Genomic DNA, 24019 nt, shown 5'->3' with positions numbered 1-24019 from the left:
GTAATATGCTTACTGATTTTGATATCAGGGCGAAATTAATTGAAAAAATTCATAAAGAAAACCGCGGCAAACACTACAGGATAATTGAAGAACTAGTTATTTGCGACGGATTGGCCCGTGCTGATATTGCATTAGCAAACGGAGTTTTTCATGGTTTTGAAATAAAGAGTGACCATGATAGCCTGGAAAGATTAATAAATCAAATAGAGTGCTATGATAAAACGTTTGATAAAAATACAATTGTTGTGGGTCAAAAATTCGAAGATCGAATTGCTGACTATATCCCTTCACATTGGGGTATACAAGTAGCATATGTAAATAGGTTTGGTACAATTTCAATTAAGAAAATTCGATCAACCAAAATGAATAAAAAGATCTCATTGTACAATCTCTTAGACCTGCTCTGGAATGTTGAGTTAAGGTCTTACCTTAAAGAAAATAAGGTAAGAGGTTATTCAAAAAAAGACAGAACAGGTCTCAAAGAGATGGCAATTGAAAACATTGCATTTAAACTATTGAAGGATTATACGAGAGAGACCCTAAAAACTAGGACCGGTTGGAGAGAAGATTTACCATGAGAGTAATATGGTGATTCTCATCTATTGAAACCCAGCTTTGAAGATTACCAGGTCCAGTTGTTTCCCCTGAGTATCTATCATAAATCTCAGTGTCTCCCCATGAAAAGTCTGGACCCTTAAAATGTCCGGACTTTTCAATTATTGCTTTACATCCTTCTAGCACTTTATCAATTTTCAACCCTCCCTTTTTAAGAGTCAGACCTTTATAGATGAAGTATTCATTTTCCGCTGCATAGCGGATCTTAAAGGACATCTGCATTCCAGGAATAAATTCGAAGTAGGAGTAATGTGAAATTGTGTAATCAGAAAAAATCGGTTCAATGCCTTTTGGCATTAGAGCTTTTCGGATATTTTCGAATAATAGCTTTTCAAATCTTTGAATGGATACTAGTTCCTCTTTAGGAACATTAAGAGTATCAGGGATCGATCCACTTGCAATGATAATTCGCCTGAATGAGGCAAGGTTAGGAATAGTTGAAAGAGTACTTTTTAACACAAAAATCTGTGTATTCAAAGTGTCATTATTAATAAACTGTGCGTCAAGTATAAGATCACAATTTGAAAGTTCGTTCTCTCTCAACATGTCAGAGAAAGAAAAATCAAAGTCTGGATCGGAAAGCTCATTAGTTGTAACTCTAATCGCAATTCCGTTAGCAGATACTTCTTTAACCTTTGCAATTTTTTCCGAATTGTCAGAAACATGTACCGCTGGAATCATATCACTCAATACATCATCCATAATGCATTTATCAATGAGCTCGAAGTATTTTTCATTATCGATTTCTAGAGCAGCATGCAAGTCAAAGTAGAACTTCCTACTTTTCCAAGCCCTTGTTATATCTGAGAACTTAGAAATAGTATCCGGTGCAACTTCAAATAAAGGAACAATTTTGTCTTTTACATCATCCTTTAATTGAATTAATGCATCCTTTTCTCCTGCTTTACATCTTAAAATTGGTACATACAACATTAATAATCCCCCATTTTGTTAATATTTTTATATTAACAGGAGTAATTAGGTTAAATATAAATGCTGTTCATGCTGTCCCTAACTTCCTGGAATTTTATTTAATTTCCAAAAGAATTCCATGAAATATATGTTCGTTTAAAGTTGAAAAGAAAAGCCCAAAAGGGCTAATTATTGAATCTCAGAATTATAAATTTTCCAATGGTAATTTAAATCATAGTCTCCGCGTGATTCTAAAGTACCTTTGACTGTAACACTATCACCTGGTTTTAAATCGGTGAGAAGATTACCTGTAAAATCTGCAACAAAAACATTGTAAGCTTCATTACCTGATGAATTAACATCATCCCACGTTTGACCGGTGTAATCTCCTGCACCTAATATCCAAATTTGTGAAGAACCTATTTCCATTATAGTGCCAGACCAGGTTACTTCTTGACCGTATAGGTAATTATCCCATGTAGGCGTTTTTTCTTCACCGAGTTCTTTATAATTATTTATGAACTCTGGGAAGTTATTGAGAGAGTCAATAGTTTTCTGTTGTTGCTCGGATATTTGTTTTTCGGTGTCACTCGGTTCTTCTGCTTTTTCATTAACTTCATCAGTAGGCTTGTTTACCGGCTCTTTAGTTTCCTCTGTACCTGAACATGCCCCTAAGATAAAGCTTAGAGATAGAACAGAGATAACTAGTAAAAACTTGTACTTCATCTTACCCAATCTCCTTTTTAATAAATTTATGTATTTATGGATTAATTACCCATTAATACTCAATATAAAAACACGCAAATCTACGTGTCACATGGTTTGGTTTTATTGAAAAAACTATCTATTTTTTAAATTTTTTTAAGTGAGCAAGTTCTCTTGGCACACCATATATTTCAGCAATTTCATAGATTGAAAGATGTGAATCTTCATATTCACTTAGACTTTCGTCTGGAAGTAACAACTCTACAGCGAATTGACTTGCTTGCCTTTCGTATTTGCTTTCTGGAAAGAAAGTATTCTTTTTTAGGAATGAAGCATTATGTTTGGGGTGAAGAACCGAGTGACCTAATTCATGTCCCATGACAAAATTACGGACTTTGCCCAAGTTGTTATTTATGAAAATAAATTTATTTTTTCTCTCATATTTGTACATTCCCTGGACTTCATCCGTAAAATCCCATGGTACAACATGGACACCAAGTTTCTCAGCGATTAGAAAAGGATCTCTTGTCTTGAATTTCTTAATTAATCTTTGAACTTCAGCAACAATAAAATCCTTCATCTAATCAGTCCTGTTTATCACGATATTTCTTAGGAATATATTTTTTGTTAATCCTGGTGGCTTGTCTAATTGCATATTCCATGGCATCCATGATTGATTCCTTTGCTTCCTCGCTAATTGGTTCCCCCATTAACATATAGCCATCGTCTTCAGAAAGGTCTTGACGAATTTTCTCCATTCTTTTTGCAATATCTTTTTCGTCTTTTGTGGAAGGCTTTTGTGAATTTTGTTTATCACTTACCTCACCAGTTATATAAGACACAGACACTCCGTATTTAGAAGCTAGCTTTCTTAATGTTTCTAATGAAGGTTCGTTTCGTCCTTGCTCATAATATCCATAGCCACTTTCGCTAATCCCAAGAAAGGTAGCAACATCCTTTTGTGTCATTTTGTTCTTTTTTCTTAATTCCCTTAATCTCTCAGCGAGTAGTGACATAAATACCCTCGTTTCTATAACTTTCTGGAATAATTACTCTTTAATTATACAACCTGTAGTTGGGTAATTAAACAAATTGAATAAAACAACAACAAAATATTGTGTTTTATTATTGACGTACAACATTTTGTTGGGTAAAATAAAGACAACAAAATGTTGGGAGGTGCAAAATGAAAAGCAATCGTAGAGATATCCTAATTTCTTTAAGAAAGGAAAAGGGTCTTCTTCAAAAAGATGTTGTTGATTTATTACAAAGGTTCCATAATGTCGAAATAAGTGAAAGTTATTATGGAATGATTGAACAAGGAGTACGTACCCCAAAATTAAGCATAGCTCTTGCAATATCTGAGCTCTTCGAAGCTAACCCGTATGATATTTTTTTTGAAGTAAAACCCAACAAAAAGTTGCGTGAGCGAAATCTTGCTTAGACTAAATAAAATCTGAAACCCTTAGGAGGTGCAAAATATGGATCTCAAAAAGCTAATAGCCCACGACCATTTCAAAGTGCAGCGAAAAACTCTTACAGCTCAGGAAGTGGCTGATTATATTGGTGTCCATCCTGACACAATTTATACGATGGTCCGTGAAAAACAAATCCCACATTTCAGGGTTAGGCGAAGAATTTTCTTTTCTCTGGAAACGATCAATGCCTGGATGCGTGACCAAGAACAAAAAAGTCTGGAGGCTATGTAAATGAATCAATTGCAGCCTATTTGCCAAAGAGGTAAGCGAGTATTAACAACCACTCAGCTTGCAGCAGCTTTTGGAACAGAAGCAAAAATTATTAACCGGAACTTTCAAAGAAATGCTGATCGGTATGTTCAAGGCAAACATTATTTTGCCTTATCCGGAGAAGAATTACGGGAATTCAAAGGGTCACGTCAATTTGACGACAGCCTTAAATTTACTTCTATTCTCTATCTTTGGACTGAAAAAGGAGCTTGGCTTCACGCTAAATCACTAAATACTGAGCAAGCATGGGATGCATATGAAAGGCTGGTCGATGAATACTACACGATTAAAGAAGACATGGTTCCTCTATCAAAAGATCAGGCTCTGGTAACGGTGCTGAGAACAACTGCAGATCTTATGGAGGATACTCAAACCATTAAAGCTGAACAACATAAAATCAGAAAGCTAGTCTATGAGATTGATCATAAAGTCGAAGAGCATATCACTCTATCCAGTGGCGAACAACGACGTGTGCAGAAAGGAATCGCTCAAAAGGTTTATGAGCTGGAAAGTAATCCAGAGTTCCGTTCAAAGCTATTTAGGGAACTACATCGAGAATTAAAGGACCGTTTTGGTGTAGCAAGCTACAAAGACATTAAGAGAAAAGAGCTTCAATCAGCCCTCAGCTACATAGAAAACTGGTTTCCTAGAAAAGTTTCATGAGCGAAGGCACCGAACGAAGCTGCCAGGCTCAAAAGAATTCGGTGCACTTCCTTTCATCTATTAATTTTAATAGCAATCTATTAATTTGTCGGTTCCATACTGGAACGTTTCCAAATTGGAACATAGAAGGGAGGGAGAAAGGATTGACTTTCGGCGCAGTATTGAAAGCATGCCGGGAGCGAGCTGGTCTTACCCAGGAGGAAATCGCAGAGAAGCTTCATCGTTCACGGAGTTGTATTTCAAAATTTGAAACAGATAAAAAAACACTGGATGTCGCTACTTTAATTAAGTGGGCAGATGTTACCTCAGCTAAAGATGTGGCATGTGCCATTGTGACAGGGGTAGACCCAGTGATGATAATACAGCAGTTAATGCCGTTGATAGGAGGAATAATCCAATGGTTCTGACCAGAAAAGAGAAGCTGGAACAATTAATTAAAAAATTGAAGAGGCAAGGAGTCAAGATTGATTGGGCTGTTAGGATCAGTACTCCAAAGGAGGGTTCATAAGTGGACTTGGGTTATGTCCTAGCTATGATTTTCGGAACCTATTTTATTTTCATCATGGGAATTTTAATTGGAGATTTTACTTCAAATCAAAAAGAAAAGCAGTAAGCTCACCACAGCTCACTGCCACTTAATCGTCGATACTTCTATTCTAACATCCATAGAATAGGGCGGCAAGAACCTTTGTTCCTGCCGCGATAAGTCGGAACGAATATCTACCATTCCCCCATCATCTACGTTTCGGCTTATCGCGGTGTGAATAAAGCACCTAATACATAGAGAGGAGGATAAAAATGAATCATCCTATGATTGACCAAATAGAGAGGTTTGGATACCCGAATATGGTTGAACAGCCTGAACACGTGGGGCTAGATTATTTTGGACATGAAATTCTTTTTGGTGATGACATTGTTGAATATGACGGTGAAATCATTTTGAGGGATAACTTGGAGCGGTATTTAACAGAAGTCATGGGATTTGAATTTAAAACAGCATAAAAAGACACCTGTTGGGAGGCAGGTGTCCGGGTTCGATGAAAATCGAAAAACAATTATAGTACCGTCATTGTAGCATATAGGCCCCTGGCGGTAAAGGGAGGACTCAATAGTGGCCATTAATGCAGTATGTACAAAAGCAATGAGCCGTTATGAATGGCTGCAAGAAAGGGCTAAAGGAATCGGCGGAAGTGATGCTGGAATCATACTGGGAGTTAATAATTTTCGTACACCTTTTGAACTTTGGCTAGAAAAGACAGGACAGGTCGAACCACAGGAAACTGATAATGAAGCAATTTACTGGGGAAATCAAATGGAAAATGTGGTTGCCAAGGAGTTTGAAAAGCGTACAGGTAAAAAGGTACGCCGAACAAATTTCATGTACAGCCATCCCAAGTATCCATTTATAAAAGCAAACGTTGACCGTTTAGTTGTTGGTGAATCAGCTGTTTTGGAAAGTAAGACAGCCAGTGCGTTTCTTGCTAAAGAGTGGGAAGGCGAAGAAATTCCGGCAAGCTATCTTGTGCAGCTCCAGCATTATCTAGGAGTGACTGACAAGGAAAAAGGTTATATCGCTGTTCTTCTTGGCGGGAACAAGTTCATCTGGAAGGAAGTAGAGCGAGACCAGGACCTTATCGATATGATTTTCAATGCTGAAAAGCACTTTTGGGAATATCACGTACTGCAAGGGCATGCTCCAGAGCTAGACGGATCCAGCGCAGCTGAGAAGTATTTGAAAGAGAAGTACGATCGTGCTGAGAAGGATAAAGAAATTGTCCTTCCATCTGACTATAAAGATTTGCTGGTTCAATATGAGAAAGTGAAATCCGATGAAAAGCTGATTAAAACAGCAAAAACGGAAATTGAAAACAAATTAAAAGAAGTATTGAAGGATGCTGAAACAGGAATTACTGACCAATTTATTGTCACTTGGAAAAATCAGAATAGAAAAAGTGTGGATTCGAAAGCCCTGAAAGAGAGGTTTCCAGACATTTACAAAAAAGTTTTGAAAGAATCCTCTTTCCGAAAATTTGCTGTAAAGGAGATTAATTGATGGCGACCAATACAGAATTGAAAAATCAATTAGCTAATAGACAGGAGACAGCAGCAAAGCAAGTATCAGCTCAGTCACTTGGACTTAAAAGTCTACTAAATACGCCAACAATGCAAAAGAAATTTGAGCAGGTATTGGCCAATAAAGCTCCGCAATTTATGGCTTCCGTTCTTAATTTGTATAACGGAGATCCTGGCCTAAGAGAAGCTGAGCCTATGTCCATAGTGTCCAGTGCAATGGTTGCTGCATCTCTCGATTTACCAGTTGATAAAAACTTAGGCTACGCCTGGATTGTTGCTTTTTATGATTCTAAAAAGGGGTATAAGGCAGCGCAGTTCCAACTGGGATACAAAGGATACATTCAACTGGCATTAAGAAGCGGCCAGTACAAGGCCATAAATGTAATACCGGTATATGAAGGAGAACTCCTAAAGTGGAATCGTCTAACGGAGGAAATTGACCTTGATTTGGATGTCAGGAAAAGTGACAAGGTCATCGGTTACTGTGGCTACTTTAAGTTGGTCAATGGCTTTGAAAAAACGGTCTATTGGACCCGAGATGAGGTCGAGGCGCACAGGATTAAGCATAACAAGGCAAAAGACAAGAAATCCATTAATAATGTTTGGCGCTCTGATTACGATGCGATGGCTATGAAAACGGTTCTTAGAAATATGCTAGGCAAATGGGGTATCTTGTCCATCGATATGCAAAAAGCATTCTCAGAAGATGAGCAGGAGCGTGAGGTAAAAGATATTACGGATGAGGCCAATGAGTATGATGAGCCAATTCAGTATGACTCTCCAAGCAAGGAAGAGCATGTATCAGATGAAGAGCCTGAAATTATTGATACGGATCAAAAGAAGAAAAAAACTAGCAAAAATATGTCCGCCCAGGAATCATTGGACATAGATTTTGAAGATGCAGAGTAACAAAACAAATGTCCTCCTTCCAGCATGGATCTGGGAGGAGGCTAGAGATAAAGAACAATTGAAAATGCTTGTTTTAGAGTATATGCGGAGGTATTCGGATTACAAAGTAAAAGGGGTTAAAAACGGATTTGCTGTATGTGAGAGGGAGTGAATCACATGTTTGTTAAGACCATTCGTATTCCAAATGGAGATGTATTTTCAAAGTATTTTATATTCAAATGTGAAACTATCGGGGAATCTGATATGCGTGCCATGTCATAAAAATGTCCATAGGAAGTAGGTGATACGGTGCCCGAAAGTTATCCATTTCCAACCTATTCAGGATTATTAGAGCCGAAACATTACAAAAAAATTGGATCAGCATTGTGGCTTTTTCTCTGGTGCGTCAGTTCCACTACAAAAGAGATTGAACGAGATGGAGTAACCTGGGGCATCGTGTTAGGAAATAAGCCATTGAAACGCTCAGAGTTGGCAAAACCTTTTGGAGTTAGCGAAAGAACTGTTCAAAGGTGGCTGGATGACCTAGAAACACATGGTTACATAAAGATCACCAGAGCACCTTATGGATATATTATAACTGTTAAAAACTCTAAAAAATACAGCAAAGAGAGAGTGGACAAAAACGTCCAGTCTGATGGAGACCGGACAAAAACGTCCAGTCCAGAGTGGACAGAAATGTCCAGTCATGTGGACAAAAGTGTCCACTCTAATAAAGATATTACAAAGATAAATAATACTACTATTACTATTACTAAAGAAAATGACCCAGTAGATATTATTGCTGAAAGATTCATAGAGTTACGAACGATACAAGAAGGACGTTCTGTTTACCCAACAACAAAAGATTATGAAGCAATCGCCCGGATTGTCGCCCGTGGTATGCCGTTGCCACAAACAATCAAATTGCTTGAACAGTGTTTTGCTGAATATAAAGAACGTCAGCCAAATGGAGCCATTAAAGCCTTCGGTTACTGTGAAAAATACATCATGGATCATTATGAGGCCTTAGTAGCAAGAGAACAGGCAAAAGAAGCAGCTAAAAACGTTAAGCCTTTTAAAAGCAATAATTCTTATAAACCTAAGGGTATGCGATCCAAGCCAATACGTACGGAAATGCTGCCAGATTGGTTTTATGAAAATGAGCAACCAAAACAACCGATAAAGGAAAAATCACCTGACCAAATTGCTGCCGATAAGGCTGAACTTGATGAAATGCTGAGGAAAATGCAAGAGCGGGAAGTGCCTAGCAATCAAGATGAGCTGGCCCGTAAAAAGGCAGAACTAAATGAAAAGCTAAAAATATTAAGATCAGGGAGTTGAAACCATGGGGATCCTATATGAATCCGTTATGCAACAGAAAAGGAATATCCTCATCAAGAGATTGTCAGAACTTAATATTTATAAGGCTCAGTCAGGAAAGAGAATCCACGATTGTGATTACGAGGAACTGAAATATGAGCTTGTACTGGCATCTTTTCGGGAGATTAATACAGAGGCTACACAAAATAACTGGTTTTGAAGGGAGATATGAAAAATGACTATCACAAATGTTAAATTAGTTACTCGCTGTCCAAAATGTCTGGCCAAGGGGACAGTGATAGGACATCGAAAAAACCTCTTATTACTTGAATGCAGGGACTGCAATACACGCTGGAATACTTACTCAAAGACTTGCAAGATTTGTGGAAAGCCAAATTATTTCTACATTGAGGGTCCATGCGTGAAATGCTACTCGGAAAAACACAACGCCATATGATTTTAAAAGCAGCGAAGCTGAGCTTGCTGCTAAGTTTCCTCAAAAAAAAGACCCCTATAAAGAGGTTGTTTAGCTGACAAGCTTATTTAATGCGGGGATTAATTCATTAAAGTACGGTTTTACAATAAAATCTTTAGCACCATAATTTAAAGCTTCCACGATTAATTTAGATTGTCCCATTGCGGAGCATATAACAACTTTTGCATTTGGATCAAGATTCTTGATCTCTTTTAAAACAGCCATTCCATCTTTACATGACATTGTTAAGTCTAGTAATACGATATCTGGGGAAGACTTCTTGAAAAGTGATATAGCTTCGCAACCATCAGAGGCTTCAGCAATTACTTGATAGTTGCCTTCAGACAAGGTTCTTTTAAGTATTTGTCTCATAAACATAGAATCATCAGCAATTAGTACTTTATTAATCATATCAAACTCCCTTTTTGAAAATTAGGCAAATTTAAGAAAGGAGTTATAAGAGATTTACGAGATTGATAAATCTCGGTAACCCGGCTGCCTTAGCTTTTACCTTACACCCGTGGCTTTGCGTCTTTTACTTTCATAAAATTTGCCATTATAGGTATATTAACACAGTGAATATAGTGGAAAACGACAAAATGTGACAAAAAATTGATAATTTCGTGACTTATGGATTATAAATTTCGTTGGTGGTGAGGGAATGAAGCAATTAGACTTATTCTCCTTTGCCCTTGAAGATCAGATAGCTGAACTAAAACAAGGCGAAGAGTTGGAGTTTTACAGAGGGATGGAACGGCTGCTGATCCGTCATCATGAAAAATACAAGGGCGTTTGTCATTATCAGGGACCTGATTTCTCTGGTGTAGCATTTCATCTTGATGAAAGGGAAGGATTAGATTTGTTTGTTGCCAAGATAAATAGGTGGCTGGAAGAGTAAGACAAGGAAGCAAAAGAGTAAACTAGGTATTCTTTCGAATTCTAAAAGTATACTCCCTGCATTTTTTGTAAATGTTAAGAGAAAAACAAGGGAGGATTTTTAGTTGGAATGGATTTTTTATCTATACCTGATAAATACGTTTTTTATCTTAATCATAGCAATTCGGGATGTACGTAGGCCTGCCAAGGCTTTGAATTGGATAATAATCGTCCTTCTTTTTCCTATCATTGGTTTCTTGCTTTATCTTAGCATATCAAATCCTAAGTTTATTCATCGGAAAAGATTGACCTCTTCTAAAAGTGAATCGAATAAATTACCTGATACATTTGGTGATTCAGCATCGGTAATCGCCGATGCTTTACGGCCCTTCACTGTGAATGGGCTACGAACGGGCCAAGTCCAAGTATTTGACAATGGAATAGCAAAATATAAACAACTCATTGAATCCCTCCAAAAAGCCCAAAAAACGATTGATCTGGAATATTTCATATTTAGGAATGACCAAATTGGTAATCGCATCACAGAACTGCTAATCGAAAAAGCAGTAAATGGAGTGCGGGTTCGTTTTATGAGAGATGGCTTGGGGAGTTATAAATTTCCGCGTGAAAAAATCCGACAGATGGTCAAAGCAGGGATAGAATGCCGTACAATATTTCCTTTACGATTTCCTTGGATCTTTTCTTATTGGAATTATCGGGATCATTGTAGAATTGTCACAATTGACGAAAAAGTAGCTTTTACTGGATGCATGAACGTAGGATATGAATATACAGGATTGAAGCCTGACGTTGGCTACTGGCGGGATACCCACTTGCAAATCATAGGAGATGCATTGGTCGATTTACAGACTGTCTTTGATGTTCATTGGAATATGGCAGTGCCGGAAAAAATAAAATCAAATACTAACCCGAAAACAAAGTCTGATGTAATCAATCCAATCGGCAGAGAAGATCATGTCAGATGGTTAGCCGAATTGGGATCAGAGTTGAGCACCCTAGATTATAATGAGATAGACATATCGCCAAAAACAAGGACATTGCAAAAAGCGTATATCCATACGTTGGAAGGAAACCCTGGAATTCCTACCCCATTTATTCGTCAAACTTACTTTATATGTATAACACAAGCGACTAAGACTATTGATATAACAACACCCTATTTTGTACCGGAAACAGATATTATTATGGCATTAAAGACAGCAATAGCTCGAGGTGTGAGCGTAAGATTGCTGGTTCCTCGCCACAATAATCAAAAAATCGTGGGTTTTGCAAGTCGTACTTATTATGGGGAACTTTTAGAAGCTGGTTTACAAATCTACCAGTACGACAAAGGAATGATTCATACCAAGGTGTTGACTATAGATGAGGAGATTGCTGCCGTAGGCTCAGCAAACTATGATATGAGAAGTTTTCGACTGAATTATGAGGTATGTCAAGTCTTGTACAGTGCAGATGTGGCGAGGGAACTCACAGATCAGTTCGAACGTGATCTAATTGACTCTATTCCATTAAATATTGAAGACTTGCTGGAACGACCCCTGACCGAGCGGATTGTTGAACAGAGTGCCCGCCTGTTTTCTCCATTATTATAAGTTGATAAAACCGGTATTTTTTATCTTTCTGATTTTAATTTAGCTTACATGTTGTAATATAAATATTTTAAAACATGAGGATTTTTGAAATCGAGTGAAATATAAAATGGAGGAATAAACTTTGGGTGAAGTTTTTTTTGGTTTACTGACAATCAAAGTCATAGTAGGTTTTGTCACCTTATTTTTTATCATTATCATAACCGGTAGAACATCAATCTCTCAGTTAACCCCGTTTCACTTAGTTTTTGTATTAGTGCTTGGAGATTTTTTAGGAAATACCATTTATGAAAATAAGGTAGGGATTTTTCACTTTTTATATGCCATCGGATTGTGGACGCTTCTCATGTTGGGGATAGAGTTCTTGACTCTAAAAAATAAATCGACACGTTCTCTCTTATTGGGGGATCCTAACATCATTATTCGGGATGGTGTAATGGATAGAAAGTTACTTAAAAAGAACAAATTGGATGTAAATCAAGTATTAAGTATACTTCGACAAAATCAGGTTTTTTCTGTTCGCGAAGTCAAATACGGTATATTGGAAGCTAATGGGCAAATAAGTATATTATTACAATCGAAGTATCAAAAACCAGACAAGCAAGACCTCAGTCTTCTAGAAAGTCCAGTATACCTCCCAACAGCGTTAATTATAGATGGGGAAGTATTAAGGGATAATTTACATGAACTCGGATTTGATCAACAGTGGTTAGATAATCAATTAACTACCAATGGCTATGATAATGTTAAACGTATACTCTACGCAGATTGGCGAGAAAATGAAGGAATTCATATTAGTCCATTTTAAAATTTTATTAGGATATTAGCATATGTTTGTGAATGGCCATTTGGATTTTAAATATTAATTCAGTGTTTTTATAAAAATTGAAACAGAGAATATGTATCTCGACTCTTATTTGAAATTTAAAATGTTATCTGCATTTTGATTGATACTTGAAAATTAATTTATCAAGAGATTGACTGTTTCTTATAGTTTCAGGGTCATCTAACCCTTTCCTTAATCCGGTTTCAATAAGCACTTTTCTATACAATTTAATCTTTTTTCTAAGCTCTCGGCAGAAATTACACATTAATTTGCTCCTTTAAATGATAAAATTACAGGAACTATTATTTCAGATAAAGGGAAAATATTGAATGATTTCGACAAAACTTGTCTATAAAAGACAAAAATTAGTAATAAGAAAAAGCCAGGATTTCTCCCGGCCGACCTAATATAATTTTAGCACTTGGGAGGGATTCCTGGTGAAAACCAATATAGAAAAAATGACAACTGAAATCGATAGTCGATACCCCGCCGAGAGAGTTCGGTAAGCAAGTTATATCCTGGTAATCAGGGAAGCCTTCTCATTATGAATTAAACTACTCAAATAAGATATGATCATTTATTCCATAACTTGGATAGATTGATGGGGACTATTTCTTCCCCATTAATTTGTTTATGTATTATTGGATTTTGAAAAGGGTTGTAAGCATAATTTTCACTACCATATTTTGAATTGCGAGCACGGACATCAACACCGAGGACACTTCGAATCATTTTGTGGTATGTCATAGCTGTTCATCTCCTTTGTATTTATTAGATTTATTATTTTTAATTGCTCAATAAAAAATTCATAAAAAAACAAAATAAGTCTACTGGAACAACCAGGGGCACTGAATGGCGAATTAAGCGTTGTTTGGTGTCCATTTTTATTATATCCAAAGGAGTGTTTTTAATGAAAGAAGCTGCCAGCAAACAAATTGAATCCATTCTTAAGGATTACCATTGGATGATGAACTCTATAAAGATACTCAGGGACTCAATGAAAGATGCAGGGGAAGAGCTCACAGCTCAATATGGAGATGAGGCTGGGATGCCGAAAGCTAAAGGCTCCACAAGTGATCCTGTTTATAGAGAGTGTGTACGCAGAGAGAGAAGACATTCAGTTATTCATAAGTACGAGGCAAAGATTTCTGTTATTCAGGATCGGATGCATCTTATTACAGATGATAGAGAAGTGGAGGTTCTCTATTGGCTGCTTGAAGGGAAAAGTTATCGATGGATTGCTATGCATATGGGTTTGTCTCATACCCACATTGGACGTATTAAAGATTCAATTGTTAAGAAAATGAGTGAATATGTTCCAAATGGGACAATCGGGACAAATGATACGAAATTGCTAAAACATAAATCTGCTTGCTAAACTTGAAGGCAGGACGGGGAGGCGGTAATAAGCTGCTTCCTCTATATTTGTTCGATGATACATATTCAAGTGAATTATTTACAGGAAAATATCTCCTTTTGTCGAATATGGTGTAAAGGGGGGGTGTAATAGATGAAAAAATTCAAAGTAAGATTTAGCTTCGATCATGAGAATTCTAAAACTTTAGAAATAGAAGGGGAATCTTCAGAACAATTGCTTAACAAGTTAACCAGTCATTCTGGTTGGTACATTGATAGTAAAGCAGAGACTGCAATCAACATGAACCTTGTGACAAGAATAAGCTTTGCAAAACCTGCAAGAGCCTCTGCAGTTAGTGGCTTGTAATCGTGGTAAATATAGCATCCTTCGGGGTGCTTTTTTCTTTATTCAAAACAAACTCAAATACCTGGAGGTGGCAGGTGATGTAGATGACTGAGAAATATGTTCAAGCTGAGAAGGATTACGTCAAAGGCATGAAATACAAGGACATTGCTGAGAAATATCAGGTGTCACTTAATACCGTCAAGTCCTGGAAAAAGCGATATGGCTGGAATCGTGATAGGGGTGCACCCAAAGAAAAAGGTGTGCACACAAAAAAGCGGGGTGCTCCTAAAGGCAATATTAATGCAAAAGGTAATAGAGGAGGAGCTGCTCCAAAAGGGAACTCCAATGCAGTAACCCATGGTTTTTTCTCGAAGTTCCTCCCAGATGAAACAATAGAGATAATGGAGCAGATGCAGGAGCATTCCCCAGCTGATTTAATCTGGGATCAAATACAAATTCAATACGCTGCCATTATTCGAGCGCAGAGAATCATGTTTGTTGAAAATAAAGATGATATCACAAAGGTATTAAAAAAGAAAAAAAACTCAGATTTTGCTGAAGAAAGAGAATGGGAATACCAATTCGCATGGGAAAAGCATGCTAACTTCCTGAATGCTCAGTCCAGGGCAATGGGTGAGCTGCGTTCCCTTATTAAGCAATTCGATGAAATGGCTCACATTAACGATGAGCGCAGGCTTAAGCTTGAGCTTATGCGGGCTAATATCGAGAAGACAAAAGCTGAAATCAAAAATGAAGGTAGTGATGGCAGCAAGGTCGTTATTGTTAATGATAAAGAAGCAATGAGGAAGGCGTTAGAGAATGACAGTCAAAACGATTAATGTCATGGATTTAATGAACGTCAATTTCTATTCCCTCTGGCTTGCTGAACAGTCCCATATAGTCGCTAAAGGCGGCCGATCCTCTATGAAATCCTCCGTGATAAGTCTAAAGCTTGTAGTCGATTTTTTGGAAGATGACTTGGGCAATGTGGTTTGCCTTAGGAAAGTAGGTAAATACCTTTCCACTTCCATCTACGAGCAAATTAAATGGGCCATATACATGTTGGGTGTTGAGGATGAATTTTATTTTGGGAAATCTCCATTGTTGATTCGGCATAAAGCTACAAACACGGCTTTTTATTTTTATGGTGTAGACGATCCAATGAAGATTAAGTCAGCCAAAATAGCAAAAGGCTATGTCATGGCCCTCTGGTTCGAAGAAGCGGCTGAATTCGCTGGTGTTGAGGATATCGATATCGTTGAGGATACATTTATCCGGCAAGAGATTGAAGGAAAAGAGGTTAAGGTATATTTTTCTTACAACCCTCCCAGGAATCCATATAGCTGGATAAATGAATGGTTAGAAACCAAGGTTGGGGATAATGATTACTTTATTCACCATTCAACTTATCTTGATGATGAAAAAGGTTTCTTATCCGAGCAAATGATCCGGAAAATTGAGAAGTACAAAGAAAACGATGAGGATTACTGGCGCTGGATGTATGCTGGTGAGGTTATCGGTCTTGGTGACATGGTTTATAACATGGCACATTTTAAAGAAATCGATGAGCTGCAGAAAGATGACGATTTGATTCTTATCGATATTGCCATTGATACCGGGCATCAGGTGTCTGCGACCACTTTCTTGGCCTTCGGATTTACGAAAAAGCGGAATGTAATTCTACTTGATACCTTTTACTATAGCCCAGAAAACAAAGTGGTAAAAAAGGCTCCTAGCGAGCTGTCAAAGGATTTAAAAGAATGGATGGATAAGATTCAACAAATCTATAATAGACACTTTGATCAGCAAACCATCGATTCTGCAGAGGGAGCCTTGCGGAACCAGTTCTTTAAAGATTATGGAATCCGCCTTCATCCGGTAGCGAAGAAAAAGAAAATAGACATGATTGATAACGTCCAGGACTTATTGGCTCAGGGGCGTTTTTTTGTGCTTAAAAAAGCAGCCAATGAGATTTTCCTTACTGAGCATAAAAAATATCAATGGGATGCTGACACCTTGCAAAGTGATGATCCGAAGGTTATAAAGCAAGATGATCACACTGTCGACGCGTTTCAGTATTATGTTCAGGATAATTTAAGGAAGCTTGGATTGAAATATTAAGGCGGTGACAACTGATGTTTAAAAACATGCTGGCCCGCATAAGGCAGGTGATGTACAGAATGGGATTGATTAAAGGCATTAAGAAGCTGGCTGACCACAAGGACATCCAGATTAATGAGGATTTCTACAAAGATATTGGGAATTGGAAAGCTCTCTATAAAGGGTATTTTAGTGAATGGCATGATATCAGCTATACAACGATTGCGGGACCGAAAAAACGTCGAATGGCTTCCTTGAACATGCCAAAGGTGGTTTCTCAGGAGCTTGCCACATTAATCTTTAACGAACGCTGCGAGATAAATCTTTCTGACAAGACATTGTCTGAGAACATTCATGATGTCTTTAAGAATAATAATTTCGTTAAGAAGTTCCAGGATTACTTAGAATACCAGTTTGCTATGGGTGGCATGGTGATCAAGCCTTATGTAGAGGATGGAAAATTAAAGCTCTCTTATGTGACAGCCGATTGTTTTATTCCGATTAGCTGGGACCATAATACCATTAGAGAGGCTGTTTTCCTAAATGAATTCTCCAAGAAAGGAAAGAAATACACTCACCTGGAATGGCATTTGTGGGAGGGGGAGACCTATTTAATCCGGAATGAAGTCTATGAAAATAATACAGGTGAGGAATTAGGAGTTAAGGTTCCACTGAAGCAGTTTTTCCCGAATCTTGAAGAGGAGATTAGAATATCCAATTACAAGCGACCGGGTTTTGTCTACTTTAAGCCAAACATAGCCAATAACTTAGATACAACTAGTCCATTAGGAATTTCCATTTTCGCCAATGCGCTTGATACGCTGCATTCCTTGGATATCGCTTTTGACTCCTATCAGCGGGAATTCAAGCTTGGGAAAAAGCGGATTTTAGTACCGGATACAGCTATTCAAACCGTTATTGACCCACTAACTGGACAGATGCACCGTTATTTCGATGCCGATGATGAAGTTTACCAGGCTTTGGCGTTAGGTGACATGGATGCCAATAAAATAGCAGACATTTCAGCAACACTTAGGGTAGAGGAACATATATCAGCGATCAATTCTTTGCTCAATGTCCTGGCAATGCAAATAGGCTTTTCTTCAGGTGCATTCACTTTTGATGGCCAGGGAGTCAAGACAGCAACAGAGGTTGTTTCGGAAAACTCTAAGACATTCCGGACCAAGCAAAGCCATGAAAACCTCATTGAAGCGGGAATTCAGGAACTAGTGGAATGTATTATTCAGGTCGCTGAGCTATATCAGTTATTTTCCCGGCCAGAAGGCGAATATGAAGTTACAGTTGCTTTTGATGACTCTATAGCAGAAGACCAGAACGCAGAGATTGCAAAGCAGGTTCAGTTGGTTACCAATCAGCTGACTTCTAAGAAAAAGGCGATTATGAAAATCCACGGCTTTTCAGAAGAAGAAGCCGAGCAGTTACTAAAGGAAATTGCTGAAGAAAATGCAACAGCAACGGCTGAAGCAATTGATTTCTTTGGTCTTAACAAAAATAGACAAGACCAGGGTGAGACTTAATGGAACCACTAAGGCAGCAGCAATTAACAATGCCTGTTATCGAAGTCTTTCTATCCATTGAGGAAGAAATCCTTTTAAACATTGCCAAGATCCTGAAACAAGGAAAAAGCCTGCTGGAAGAAGATGTAGAAAGGTGGCAAACCGAAAAGCTTGGACAATTAGGAAAATTAACACAGCAAAATATTATAACCATAGCAAAATACGCAGAACTTTCGATAGAAACAGTAACAGCTATGCTTGAAGAAGCTGGCTATGAAGCTGTCACAGATTCAGAAATGGAATTGATCGAAGCTGTTGCTCAAGGAATCTTGCTGCAACCTCCTTTACCTAAAGAAAGCCCTGTTCTTGAAGCGGTATTAGTGTCTTTTCAAAGGCAAGCAAGGGAAACTTTCAACCTGATCAATACAACTATGTTAGATCAGTCTCAGCAAATATATTTAAATATCTTGAATGAAACAACAGGAAAGATCTTGGCAGGTACAAAAACGCCAAGACTAGCGCTGGCAGAGACAGCTGCAAGGTGGGCAGAACACGGGGTTCCTGCTCTTATTCGAAAAGACGGGGCCAAGATGTCAACGGAAGCCTATGTATCAATGGTTACAAGGTCAATGTCAAACAGTGTTGCCAATGAAATGCAATTTGCTCGAATGGATGAATATGGCGCAGATTTAGTTGAAGTCAGTTCCCATATGGGAGCAAGGCCAAAATGTGCAAAGTATCAGGGGAAGATTTTTTCAAGGTCAGGCAACAGTCATAAATACCCTCCGCTTTCATCTACTAGCTATGGTGAACCCGATGGACTTAGGGGGATTAATTGCCGGCATGTTTTTTATCCCTTTATTGAAGGTTTTTCAAAGCGTGTCTATAAGCCTTATTCAGCTGTAGAGAATAGGAAGGTCTACGAAGAAAGCCAGAGGCAGAGGCACTTAGAAAGGGAGATCAGGAAAGCTAAAAGACAATTAGCTGTAGCTGAAGCCCTGGGTGAATCTGATGCAATAGATGCTGCCAAAAAGAAAGTGCGGCAACGACAAGCTAACATGAGAGCCTTTATCAACGATACAGGCCGCACTAGGCGATACGAACGTGAAAAAGCTTATTAATAAGGTGCGTCTTTTTAAAGGTTAGACGCCATAAAGAAACGGAACCTTTTGCGTGAGGTGTGACACGCTAAAAAACATTAAAAAGGGGATCGGAATAGATGGATTTAAAAGAATTACTTGGTGAAGAATTGTACGGTCAGGTTATGAAAAAAGTGGGAGATAAAAAGGTTGCTATTGTTTCTGATGGCAATTGGATCCCAAAAGAAAAGTTTAATGAATTGAACGAAAACACCAAGGAATTAAAAAAGCAGTTGAAAGATCGTGATATTCAATTAGCTGAACTTGGTGAAAAGGCCAAAGGACATGAGGAATTAACAGCCAAGATTAATGAATTAACAGAAGAAAATAAGAAAACTGCAGCTGAATATCAGCAGAAGCTTGATCAGCAGGCTTTTGATTTTGCTTTAAAATCTGCTTTAACAAATGCCAAGGCTAAAAACCCTAAGGCGGTTGAGGCTCTATTAAATAAGGAATCTATCAAGTTGGATGGAGATAAGCTCTTGGGCTTGGAGGACCAGTTGAAAGCATTGCAGAAAAGCGATGCTTATTTATTTGAAACAGAGCAGCAGCCTAGTAAACCCACATTTTCACAGGGTCAACACCAGACGACTCCAGCTGGTGAGCCTAGCACACTTTTAGATGCATTAAATCAAAGGTTTTCAACAACCAATAATTAAAATTAGGAGATGATTTAACATGCCGATTACATTAGCACAAGCAAAGGTTGGAATGGCAGACCATATTGACCAGCAGGTTATCGATGAATTTCGTCGAGCTTCCTTCCTTTTAGATCAGTTAACATTTGATAATGCTGTTTCTCCAGGTACAGGTGGTTCAACATTAACCTATGGATACACTCGTTTAAAAACTCCTTCAACTGCTGGGTTCCGTGAAATTAACAGCGAATACACAGCAAATGAAGCAGACCGCGAGAACCAATATGTGAATCTTAAAATCTTTGGTGGAGCGTTTAAGATTGACCGTGTTATTCAGGATACTAGCGGTCAAATCAACGAAATGAATTTTCAAATGCAGCAAAAAATTAAAGGGGCAGCAAACCTGTTTCATTACACAGTAATCAATGGTGATTCAGCTGTCGATTCCAAAGCATTTGATGGATTAGATAAGGCGCTTACTGGTTCTAATACAGAATTAAACACTGATTCTGTTATTGATCTTTCAGATGAAGCAGGCTTAGACAGCAAAAAGTTTGCTTTATTGGATGAGATTGATAATTTCTTAGCTGAACTCGATGGCCGGCCAACCATGCTGATGGGGAACAGCAAGTTAATCACTAAAATCAAATCAGTTGCCCGCCGGGCTGGTTACGCCACTAAAACAGAGGATGGATTTGGACGCACCGTAACAGGGTATGATGGAATCCCATTGGTGGATCTTGAATATTTCTATAACGGTACTTCAACGGTACCGGTTGTTCCAATCGTAAACCGTACGGTTGGTACTGAGCAAACGGGCTTAACTGATCTTTATGCTGTTTCTCTTGGAATGGATGGATTCCACGGTGTTTCGCCTACCGGTAATAAAGTGATTCGTACTTTCTTGCCTGATTTCAACTCTCCAGGAGCGGTTAAAACAGGTGAGGTTGAAATGGTGGCTGCTGTTGCCCTTAAAGCTACCCGAAAAGCCGGTGTTCTTCGTAATATTAAAGTGCAATAATAAAGAAGGGAGCTTTTTTTATGGCTAAAATTAAAAGTCCCAATCCTCATTACAACGGGAATAGCGCTTCCCTTCAATTTATTAATGGAGAAGCTGAAACCGAAAATAAATGGCTGATCGAGTGGTTTAAGAATAAAGGTTATACGGTGGAGGAATCTAAAGAGCCTAAAAAGAAGAACTCAGGGCAAACGAAAGCTAAAAAGCCTGAAGGTAAGAAGGATGAGTAGTCATGCCTTATATTGATCAGGCTTTTTATAATGATGTATACAAAGGTACTCCAATGGATGCTGAAACTTTCACCAAATTGGAGATAAGGGCTTCAGATTTGATAGATAGGGTGACGAATTATCAATTAATGGGAGTTGATCTTTCACAGCAACCTTCATTAATTCAAACAAACGTAAAAAAAGCTGTAGCGGCACAAATTGAATATATGTATTTGGAAGGTGGGGAATTGTCAGTTCATGGCGGTTCCCCTTCTTCAGTTAGTATAGGCGGCTTTAGTTATACAGAAGGTTCCGGTGTGAAAATAGTTTCTGAAATGGCCCGCAACTATTTAACGCCAACGGGATTGCTGTATATGGGGGTTGGGGTTAGATGTTAAATATTAAGCCTATTCCCAGGAAGCTTTTAATTCATGAAGCAACTTATGAAGAATTCGATACGAATAGCAGATATGGTGAAACTTATCTTCCTGCCGTAACTCTGAAAAATATCAGGATTAATTTTGAAAGAAGCTTAAACCGTTCGAGCGATACAGAAGCCAAAAACATTAAAGCTACAATGTTCTATGACGTTAGGAATTCCAGCGCAACAGGTGCTTTTGTGTTTAAAGAAAAGTCAAAGCTTACGTTTGATGGTTTTGAAATGCAAGTCCGAAAAATCAATCCAGTTTATTCCGATACTTTCCACCATTACGAGGTCGAATTGATATGATTCGGTTCAATGTCAGGGTTGAATTGGGTAATATTCGGCAGCAAGTGGAAGCAGCGGCGGATGCCGGACAAAGGCAGCTTGATCAGGAGGTATTAAAGGGTTCAAACTATTTCATCCCTAAAGACACAGGGGAACTTGAAAGATCTTCATTAAGGGCTTCACAAATCGGTAAGGGAAAGTTGATTTGGGACACTCCGTATGCAAGAAAGCTGTACTATAACCCACAGTACAACTTTTCTAAGGATGTAAATCCCAATGCACAGGGTCTTTGGTTTGAAGCTGCAAAGGCCAGATTCCTAAGTGATTGGATTCGAATGACACAGCAGGCAATTGATCGGCACTTGTAAGAAAGGGGTGAATTTCCCCTATGGCTTCGGATTTTATTGATGATATGGCGACACACCTTGAATCAGCCTTTACTTTATTCACTTCAATATCTGTTGATGTTCTTCCTGAAGATTTAAATGCAATCACTATAAGAAGAATACCTTCCGCGCCTTTAGGCAGGTATATGGATTCAACTAAAGATTGGAGTATCGCCTTTCAGGTTCTTGTGAAACATCAGGAACAATGGAAGGCGATTCAAACCATGAATAATATAACCATTCATTTAGATCAGTTAGGCCCTGGAGATGTGTTGTCTGCAGATGATTCCTATCAATTTATTAAATCAGAAATCTATACCATGCCTATTTTAGTGGAGAAGGACAGCCGGGGCAGCTATATCTATTCAGCGCTATTTAACGCAACTATAACCAAGAATTAAAGGAGGGCATTTTGATGGCAGGATTCACTTTAAATTCAGCTCATACTTTTGAAATTGAAACAACCCAGACAAGTGACGAAATGTCACAAGTTTGGGCGCGTGTGGCAGCAGGAATCAATACCTTTGATCCACAATGGAATGAAGAAATTGACCAAACGCCTTATTTAGATGGTGATGGATTCGGCTCATCTGATGTTACTGCAGCACAGCTTGTTATTGTATTTGAGGGCCATAGGAAATATGGGGATGAAGCACAAGATTTCATTGCCGGACTTCAAACAGAACTTGGAGAAGGGCGTAAAACCCTATTCCGTTGGACAGATCCAGAAGGTGATTCTTATGAAGGACCATGCACTGTTGCTAATATTGTCGGTGCTTCAGGGGCTGCCAATGAGAAAAGCACGTTTAGTTTTGAAATCCATTTCAATGGAAAGCCGACTTATACCCCAGCTACACCATAATTAATAAAAAAATAATGAAAGAAAGGGATCTAAAATGGCAATTAAAATTAATGTTCAAAAGGCTTATGAAGAAGTAGATATTGCGGGAAAGGTTTATGTTATGGATCTGAACGATCATAAGCTTCAGGAATATACCAAAGCTTTCAAACAGTTCAGGAAAGAATCCCTAAATCTTTCCGAAAAAGATTTTGCGGATATGACTGAAGATGAACAGACGTCAGCAGAAAGAAAGAACCTTGAATTAATGGAAAAGGTTGCTGATCTACTTCTGGGTAAAGGTTCTTTTCAAAAGGTTTATAGAGATACCGGGAAATCATTGATGATTATGGCTGATATTTTGCTTCAACTGATGGATGTTGTGAACGGTAGACTAGAAACCTTCAAGAAAAGAGAAAAAGCCTATTACACAGGAAAATAAAAGCCTATGAAGCTTACTGAACGGTTTACTGATGAAATAGAATACAAGGGCCAAACAATAAAGCTGAATTTAGCATTTGATAATGTCCTAAGAGTAAGGGAATTACTCCAAGATGATGTTTTTTCAGGTGCTGAAAAACTGCTGATATTGTTTGAAATGCTTGTTAAAAATGCCAATGGGTTGAACTTCTCATTCAATGAAATTAATCAACTCATTGGCTTTATTTTTGACGAAATCTTGTTCCCTAAAAAGGGCAGCGATGGGAGAAGTCACTTTGACTTTGATCAAGACGCTGCCTTTATTTATGCTTCATTCCTGCAAGATTACAAGATGGATCTCTTTGAAATGCAAGGCAAACTTCATTGGGAAAAGTTTTTAGCCCTATTAGAATGCTTGTCTGATGATACCAAGTTTAAAGAGGTTGTATCAATCAGGGCACAAAAGATCCCAGCACCGACTAAATACAACCAAGAAGAACGAAAGCGACTAATTGAACTAAAGCGGATTTATAGGCTTAAAAACAAAAAACCCTCACTTGAAGAAGCTGATGCAGCTTTAATGTCCATTTCTAAGGCTTTAAAGAAGTCCTACAAAAAGGGTAGGTGAAGGT

The 24019-nt window shown here is 38.2% G+C and carries 34 protein-coding genes, 1 pseudogene and 1 riboswitch; of the genes and pseudogenes, 29 read left to right on the top strand and 6 right to left on the bottom strand.

Going from position 1 to position 24019, the window contains the following annotated elements:
* Window positions 1–5 precede the first annotated feature (5 nt).
* Window positions 6–578 (top strand): sce7726 family protein, encoded by a 573-nt coding sequence (locus J7I93_RS08875; RefSeq protein WP_214725355.1) that lies wholly within the window; start codon window positions 6–8, stop codon window positions 576–578.
* Here the strand turns inward: J7I93_RS08875 and J7I93_RS08870 are convergent.
* The 4 genes from J7I93_RS08870 to J7I93_RS08855 all read right to left on the bottom strand — a co-directional run bounded on the left by J7I93_RS08870 (window position 547) and on the right by J7I93_RS08855 (window position 3248).
* Window positions 547–1548 carry a beta family protein gene (locus J7I93_RS08870; RefSeq protein ID WP_214725353.1) on the bottom strand — a complete coding sequence of 334 codons (1002 nt, stop codon included), beginning with the start codon at window positions 1546–1548 and terminating at the stop codon, window positions 547–549. The two genes, J7I93_RS08875 and J7I93_RS08870, sit on opposite strands and share 32 nt — an antisense overlap.
* A 168-nt stretch (window positions 1549–1716) precedes the next feature.
* On the bottom strand, window positions 1717–2253 hold the full coding sequence (locus J7I93_RS08865; protein ID WP_214725351.1) for a hypothetical protein: 537 nt from the start codon (window positions 2251–2253) through the stop codon (window positions 1717–1719).
* Window positions 2254–2371: 118 nt separating this feature from the next.
* The gene (locus J7I93_RS08860; protein ID WP_214725349.1) at window positions 2372–2812 is read right to left on the bottom strand and encodes an ImmA/IrrE family metallo-endopeptidase; all 441 of its coding nucleotides are present in this window, start codon (window positions 2810–2812) and stop codon (window positions 2372–2374) included.
* 4 nt (window positions 2813–2816) lie between these two features.
* The gene (locus tag J7I93_RS08855) at window positions 2817–3248 is read right to left on the bottom strand and encodes a helix-turn-helix domain-containing protein (protein ID WP_214725347.1); all 432 of its coding nucleotides are present in this window, start codon (window positions 3246–3248) and stop codon (window positions 2817–2819) included.
* A 170-nt stretch (window positions 3249–3418) separates the two neighbouring features.
* On the opposite strand from J7I93_RS08855, the gene J7I93_RS08850 reads away from it, so the two are divergent.
* From J7I93_RS08850 to J7I93_RS08810, 9 genes and pseudogenes are all read left to right on the top strand, one after another.
* Complete coding sequence (locus tag J7I93_RS08850) at window positions 3419–3676, top strand: helix-turn-helix transcriptional regulator (protein WP_214725345.1); 258 nt, start codon at window positions 3419–3421, stop codon at window positions 3674–3676.
* Between the two features lie 76 nt (window positions 3677–3752).
* The gene (locus J7I93_RS08845) at window positions 3753–3941 is read left to right on the top strand and encodes a helix-turn-helix domain-containing protein (RefSeq protein WP_026041684.1); all 189 of its coding nucleotides are present in this window, start codon (window positions 3753–3755) and stop codon (window positions 3939–3941) included.
* Window positions 3942–4643: an ORF6N domain-containing protein gene (locus J7I93_RS08840; protein ID WP_214725343.1), complete on the top strand. Its 702-nt coding sequence runs from the start codon at window positions 3942–3944 to the stop codon at window positions 4641–4643.
* A 143-nt stretch (window positions 4644–4786) separates the two neighbouring features.
* Window positions 4787–5050 (top strand): helix-turn-helix domain-containing protein, encoded by a 264-nt coding sequence (locus tag J7I93_RS08835; protein ID WP_214725341.1) that lies wholly within the window; start codon window positions 4787–4789, stop codon window positions 5048–5050.
* Window positions 5051–5441: 391 nt separating this feature from the next.
* Window positions 5442–5645, top strand: a complete 204-nt coding sequence (locus J7I93_RS08830; protein ID WP_214725339.1) for a YqaI family protein — start codon at window positions 5442–5444, stop codon at window positions 5643–5645.
* Window positions 5646–5784: 139 nt separating this feature from the next.
* A complete protein-coding gene (locus tag J7I93_RS08825) occupies window positions 5785–6696 on the top strand; it encodes a YqaJ viral recombinase family nuclease (protein ID WP_251025783.1) in 912 nt (303 codons plus the stop codon).
* Window positions 6696–7625 (top strand): recombinase RecT, encoded by a 930-nt coding sequence (locus tag J7I93_RS08820; RefSeq protein ID WP_214725335.1) that lies wholly within the window; start codon window positions 6696–6698, stop codon window positions 7623–7625. Before J7I93_RS08825 ends, J7I93_RS08820 begins: the two co-directional genes overlap by 1 nt.
* Before the next feature lie 288 nt (window positions 7626–7913).
* A pseudogene (locus J7I93_RS08815) lies at window positions 7914–8723 on the top strand (hypothetical protein); the annotation flags it as partial.
* 226 nt (window positions 8724–8949) lie between these two features.
* Window positions 8950–9144, top strand: coding sequence for a hypothetical protein (locus J7I93_RS08810; protein WP_214725331.1), 195 nt, complete (start codon window positions 8950–8952; stop codon window positions 9142–9144).
* Window positions 9145–9450: 306 nt separating this feature from the next.
* On the opposite strand, the gene J7I93_RS08805 is transcribed toward J7I93_RS08810, so the two are convergent.
* Window positions 9451–9810, bottom strand: coding sequence for a response regulator (locus J7I93_RS08805; RefSeq protein ID WP_163142833.1), 360 nt, complete (start codon window positions 9808–9810; stop codon window positions 9451–9453).
* 71 nt (window positions 9811–9881) lie between these two features.
* A riboswitch (cyclic di-GMP riboswitch) is annotated at window positions 9882–9964 on the bottom strand.
* Between the two features lie 96 nt (window positions 9965–10060).
* Here J7I93_RS08805 and J7I93_RS08800 point away from each other — a divergent pair.
* The 3 genes from J7I93_RS08800 to J7I93_RS08790 all read left to right on the top strand — a co-directional run bounded on the left by J7I93_RS08800 (window position 10061) and on the right by J7I93_RS08790 (window position 12693).
* Window positions 10061–10297, top strand: a complete 237-nt coding sequence (locus tag J7I93_RS08800; RefSeq protein ID WP_076256985.1) for a hypothetical protein — start codon at window positions 10061–10063, stop codon at window positions 10295–10297.
* A gap of 103 nt (window positions 10298–10400) precedes the next feature.
* Window positions 10401–11888, top strand: coding sequence for a phospholipase D-like domain-containing protein (locus J7I93_RS08795; RefSeq protein ID WP_214725329.1), 1488 nt, complete (start codon window positions 10401–10403; stop codon window positions 11886–11888).
* A 121-nt stretch (window positions 11889–12009) separates the two neighbouring features.
* Window positions 12010–12693: a DUF421 domain-containing protein gene (locus tag J7I93_RS08790; RefSeq protein ID WP_214725327.1), complete on the top strand. Its 684-nt coding sequence runs from the start codon at window positions 12010–12012 to the stop codon at window positions 12691–12693.
* 124 nt (window positions 12694–12817) lie between these two features.
* On the opposite strand, the gene J7I93_RS08785 is transcribed toward J7I93_RS08790, so the two are convergent.
* Window positions 12818–12976, bottom strand: coding sequence for an aspartyl-phosphate phosphatase Spo0E family protein (locus tag J7I93_RS08785; RefSeq protein WP_214725325.1), 159 nt, complete (start codon window positions 12974–12976; stop codon window positions 12818–12820).
* A 645-nt stretch (window positions 12977–13621) separates the two neighbouring features.
* Here J7I93_RS08785 and J7I93_RS08780 point away from each other — a divergent pair.
* From J7I93_RS08780 to J7I93_RS08705, 16 genes are all read left to right on the top strand, one after another.
* Window positions 13622–14089: a helix-turn-helix transcriptional regulator gene (locus tag J7I93_RS08780; RefSeq protein WP_214725323.1), complete on the top strand. Its 468-nt coding sequence runs from the start codon at window positions 13622–13624 to the stop codon at window positions 14087–14089.
* Window positions 14090–14221: 132 nt separating this feature from the next.
* The gene (locus tag J7I93_RS08775) at window positions 14222–14434 is read left to right on the top strand and encodes a hypothetical protein (protein ID WP_214725321.1); all 213 of its coding nucleotides are present in this window, start codon (window positions 14222–14224) and stop codon (window positions 14432–14434) included.
* An 83-nt stretch (window positions 14435–14517) separates the two neighbouring features.
* Window positions 14518–15252, top strand: coding sequence for a phage terminase small subunit (terS, locus tag J7I93_RS08770; RefSeq protein WP_214725319.1), 735 nt, complete (start codon window positions 14518–14520; stop codon window positions 15250–15252).
* The gene (locus J7I93_RS08765) at window positions 15233–16534 is read left to right on the top strand and encodes a PBSX family phage terminase large subunit (protein ID WP_214725317.1); all 1302 of its coding nucleotides are present in this window, start codon (window positions 15233–15235) and stop codon (window positions 16532–16534) included. The genes terS and J7I93_RS08765 overlap by 20 nt, the downstream gene beginning before the upstream one ends.
* A gap of 14 nt (window positions 16535–16548) precedes the next feature.
* Complete coding sequence (locus J7I93_RS08760) at window positions 16549–18051, top strand: phage portal protein (RefSeq protein WP_214725315.1); 1503 nt, start codon at window positions 16549–16551, stop codon at window positions 18049–18051.
* On the top strand, window positions 18051–19151 hold the full coding sequence (locus tag J7I93_RS08755; protein WP_214725313.1) for a phage minor capsid protein: 1101 nt from the start codon (window positions 18051–18053) through the stop codon (window positions 19149–19151). Before J7I93_RS08760 ends, J7I93_RS08755 begins: the two co-directional genes overlap by 1 nt.
* A gap of 98 nt (window positions 19152–19249) precedes the next feature.
* Window positions 19250–19828, top strand: a complete 579-nt coding sequence (locus J7I93_RS08750) for a phage scaffolding protein (RefSeq protein ID WP_214725311.1) — start codon at window positions 19250–19252, stop codon at window positions 19826–19828.
* 19 nt (window positions 19829–19847) lie between these two features.
* Window positions 19848–20828, top strand: coding sequence for a major capsid protein (locus J7I93_RS08745; protein ID WP_214725309.1), 981 nt, complete (start codon window positions 19848–19850; stop codon window positions 20826–20828).
* 20 nt (window positions 20829–20848) lie between these two features.
* The gene (locus J7I93_RS08740) at window positions 20849–21055 is read left to right on the top strand and encodes a hypothetical protein (protein WP_214725307.1); all 207 of its coding nucleotides are present in this window, start codon (window positions 20849–20851) and stop codon (window positions 21053–21055) included.
* Between the two features lie 2 nt (window positions 21056–21057).
* Entirely contained in the window at window positions 21058–21432 is a 375-nt protein-coding gene (locus J7I93_RS08735; protein WP_214725305.1) for a head-tail connector protein, read from the top strand.
* Window positions 21426–21764, top strand: coding sequence for a putative minor capsid protein (locus J7I93_RS08730; RefSeq protein WP_214725303.1), 339 nt, complete (start codon window positions 21426–21428; stop codon window positions 21762–21764). Before J7I93_RS08735 ends, J7I93_RS08730 begins: the two co-directional genes overlap by 7 nt.
* Window positions 21761–22111 (top strand): minor capsid protein, encoded by a 351-nt coding sequence (locus tag J7I93_RS08725; protein ID WP_214725301.1) that lies wholly within the window; start codon window positions 21761–21763, stop codon window positions 22109–22111. Before J7I93_RS08730 ends, J7I93_RS08725 begins: the two co-directional genes overlap by 4 nt.
* Window positions 22112–22131: 20 nt before the next feature.
* Window positions 22132–22530: a phage tail terminator protein gene (locus J7I93_RS08720; protein ID WP_214725299.1), complete on the top strand. Its 399-nt coding sequence runs from the start codon at window positions 22132–22134 to the stop codon at window positions 22528–22530.
* A gap of 14 nt (window positions 22531–22544) precedes the next feature.
* The gene (locus tag J7I93_RS08715) at window positions 22545–22991 is read left to right on the top strand and encodes a phage tail tube protein (RefSeq protein ID WP_214725297.1); all 447 of its coding nucleotides are present in this window, start codon (window positions 22545–22547) and stop codon (window positions 22989–22991) included.
* 34 nt (window positions 22992–23025) lie between these two features.
* Window positions 23026–23409 carry a hypothetical protein gene (locus J7I93_RS08710; protein ID WP_214725295.1) on the top strand — a complete coding sequence of 128 codons (384 nt, stop codon included), beginning with the start codon at window positions 23026–23028 and terminating at the stop codon, window positions 23407–23409.
* A 6-nt stretch (window positions 23410–23415) separates the two neighbouring features.
* Window positions 23416–24015, top strand: coding sequence for a Gp15 family bacteriophage protein (locus J7I93_RS08705; RefSeq protein WP_214725293.1), 600 nt, complete (start codon window positions 23416–23418; stop codon window positions 24013–24015).
* Window positions 24016–24019: the final 4 nt, after the last annotated feature.

The sequence above is a fragment of the Bacillus sp. ISL-47 genome (assembly GCF_018613175.1).
In the GTDB taxonomy this organism is placed as follows: domain Bacteria; phylum Bacillota; class Bacilli; order Bacillales; family Cytobacillaceae; genus Cytobacillus.
This window is presented reverse-complemented; position numbering and strand designations above follow the sequence as displayed.

What these genes read in the sequence shown, in the direction of transcription:
- J7I93_RS08875 (WP_214725355.1), top strand. Translation starts at nt 6, where the DNA reads ATGCTTACTGATTTTGATATCAGGGCGAAATTAATTGAAAAAATTCAT.
- J7I93_RS08870 (WP_214725353.1), bottom strand. Translation starts at nt 1,548, where the DNA reads ATGTTGTATGTACCAATTTTAAGATGTAAAGCAGGAGAAAAGGATGCA.
- J7I93_RS08865 (WP_214725351.1), bottom strand. Translation starts at nt 2,253, where the DNA reads ATGAAGTACAAGTTTTTACTAGTTATCTCTGTTCTATCTCTAAGCTTT.
- J7I93_RS08860 (WP_214725349.1), bottom strand. Translation starts at nt 2,812, where the DNA reads ATGAAGGATTTTATTGTTGCTGAAGTTCAAAGATTAATTAAGAAATTC.
- J7I93_RS08855 (WP_214725347.1), bottom strand. Translation starts at nt 3,248, where the DNA reads ATGTCACTACTCGCTGAGAGATTAAGGGAATTAAGAAAAAAGAACAAA.
- J7I93_RS08850 (WP_214725345.1), top strand. Translation starts at nt 3,419, where the DNA reads ATGAAAAGCAATCGTAGAGATATCCTAATTTCTTTAAGAAAGGAAAAG.
- J7I93_RS08840 (WP_214725343.1), top strand. Translation starts at nt 3,942, where the DNA reads ATGAATCAATTGCAGCCTATTTGCCAAAGAGGTAAGCGAGTATTAACA.
- J7I93_RS08830 (WP_214725339.1), top strand. Translation starts at nt 5,442, where the DNA reads ATGAATCATCCTATGATTGACCAAATAGAGAGGTTTGGATACCCGAAT.
- J7I93_RS08825 (WP_251025783.1), top strand. Translation starts at nt 5,785, where the DNA reads ATGAGCCGTTATGAATGGCTGCAAGAAAGGGCTAAAGGAATCGGCGGA.
- J7I93_RS08820 (WP_214725335.1), top strand. Translation starts at nt 6,696, where the DNA reads ATGGCGACCAATACAGAATTGAAAAATCAATTAGCTAATAGACAGGAG.
- J7I93_RS08810 (WP_214725331.1), top strand. Translation starts at nt 8,950, where the DNA reads ATGGGGATCCTATATGAATCCGTTATGCAACAGAAAAGGAATATCCTC.
- J7I93_RS08805 (WP_163142833.1), bottom strand. Translation starts at nt 9,810, where the DNA reads ATGATTAATAAAGTACTAATTGCTGATGATTCTATGTTTATGAGACAA.
- J7I93_RS08800 (WP_076256985.1), top strand. Translation starts at nt 10,061, where the DNA reads ATGAAGCAATTAGACTTATTCTCCTTTGCCCTTGAAGATCAGATAGCT.
- J7I93_RS08785 (WP_214725325.1), bottom strand. Translation starts at nt 12,976, where the DNA reads ATGTGTAATTTCTGCCGAGAGCTTAGAAAAAAGATTAAATTGTATAGA.
- J7I93_RS08780 (WP_214725323.1), top strand. Translation starts at nt 13,622, where the DNA reads ATGAAAGAAGCTGCCAGCAAACAAATTGAATCCATTCTTAAGGATTAC.
- J7I93_RS08775 (WP_214725321.1), top strand. Translation starts at nt 14,222, where the DNA reads ATGAAAAAATTCAAAGTAAGATTTAGCTTCGATCATGAGAATTCTAAA.
- terS (WP_214725319.1), top strand. Translation starts at nt 14,518, where the DNA reads ATGACTGAGAAATATGTTCAAGCTGAGAAGGATTACGTCAAAGGCATG.
- J7I93_RS08765 (WP_214725317.1), top strand. Translation starts at nt 15,233, where the DNA reads ATGACAGTCAAAACGATTAATGTCATGGATTTAATGAACGTCAATTTC.
- J7I93_RS08760 (WP_214725315.1), top strand. Translation starts at nt 16,549, where the DNA reads ATGTTTAAAAACATGCTGGCCCGCATAAGGCAGGTGATGTACAGAATG.
- J7I93_RS08755 (WP_214725313.1), top strand. Translation starts at nt 18,051, where the DNA reads ATGGAACCACTAAGGCAGCAGCAATTAACAATGCCTGTTATCGAAGTC.
- J7I93_RS08750 (WP_214725311.1), top strand. Translation starts at nt 19,250, where the DNA reads ATGGATTTAAAAGAATTACTTGGTGAAGAATTGTACGGTCAGGTTATG.
- J7I93_RS08745 (WP_214725309.1), top strand. Translation starts at nt 19,848, where the DNA reads ATGCCGATTACATTAGCACAAGCAAAGGTTGGAATGGCAGACCATATT.
- J7I93_RS08740 (WP_214725307.1), top strand. Translation starts at nt 20,849, where the DNA reads ATGGCTAAAATTAAAAGTCCCAATCCTCATTACAACGGGAATAGCGCT.
- J7I93_RS08735 (WP_214725305.1), top strand. Translation starts at nt 21,058, where the DNA reads ATGCCTTATATTGATCAGGCTTTTTATAATGATGTATACAAAGGTACT.
- J7I93_RS08730 (WP_214725303.1), top strand. Translation starts at nt 21,426, where the DNA reads ATGTTAAATATTAAGCCTATTCCCAGGAAGCTTTTAATTCATGAAGCA.
- J7I93_RS08725 (WP_214725301.1), top strand. Translation starts at nt 21,761, where the DNA reads ATGATTCGGTTCAATGTCAGGGTTGAATTGGGTAATATTCGGCAGCAA.
- J7I93_RS08720 (WP_214725299.1), top strand. Translation starts at nt 22,132, where the DNA reads ATGGCTTCGGATTTTATTGATGATATGGCGACACACCTTGAATCAGCC.
- J7I93_RS08715 (WP_214725297.1), top strand. Translation starts at nt 22,545, where the DNA reads ATGGCAGGATTCACTTTAAATTCAGCTCATACTTTTGAAATTGAAACA.
- J7I93_RS08710 (WP_214725295.1), top strand. Translation starts at nt 23,026, where the DNA reads ATGGCAATTAAAATTAATGTTCAAAAGGCTTATGAAGAAGTAGATATT.
- J7I93_RS08705 (WP_214725293.1), top strand. Translation starts at nt 23,416, where the DNA reads ATGAAGCTTACTGAACGGTTTACTGATGAAATAGAATACAAGGGCCAA.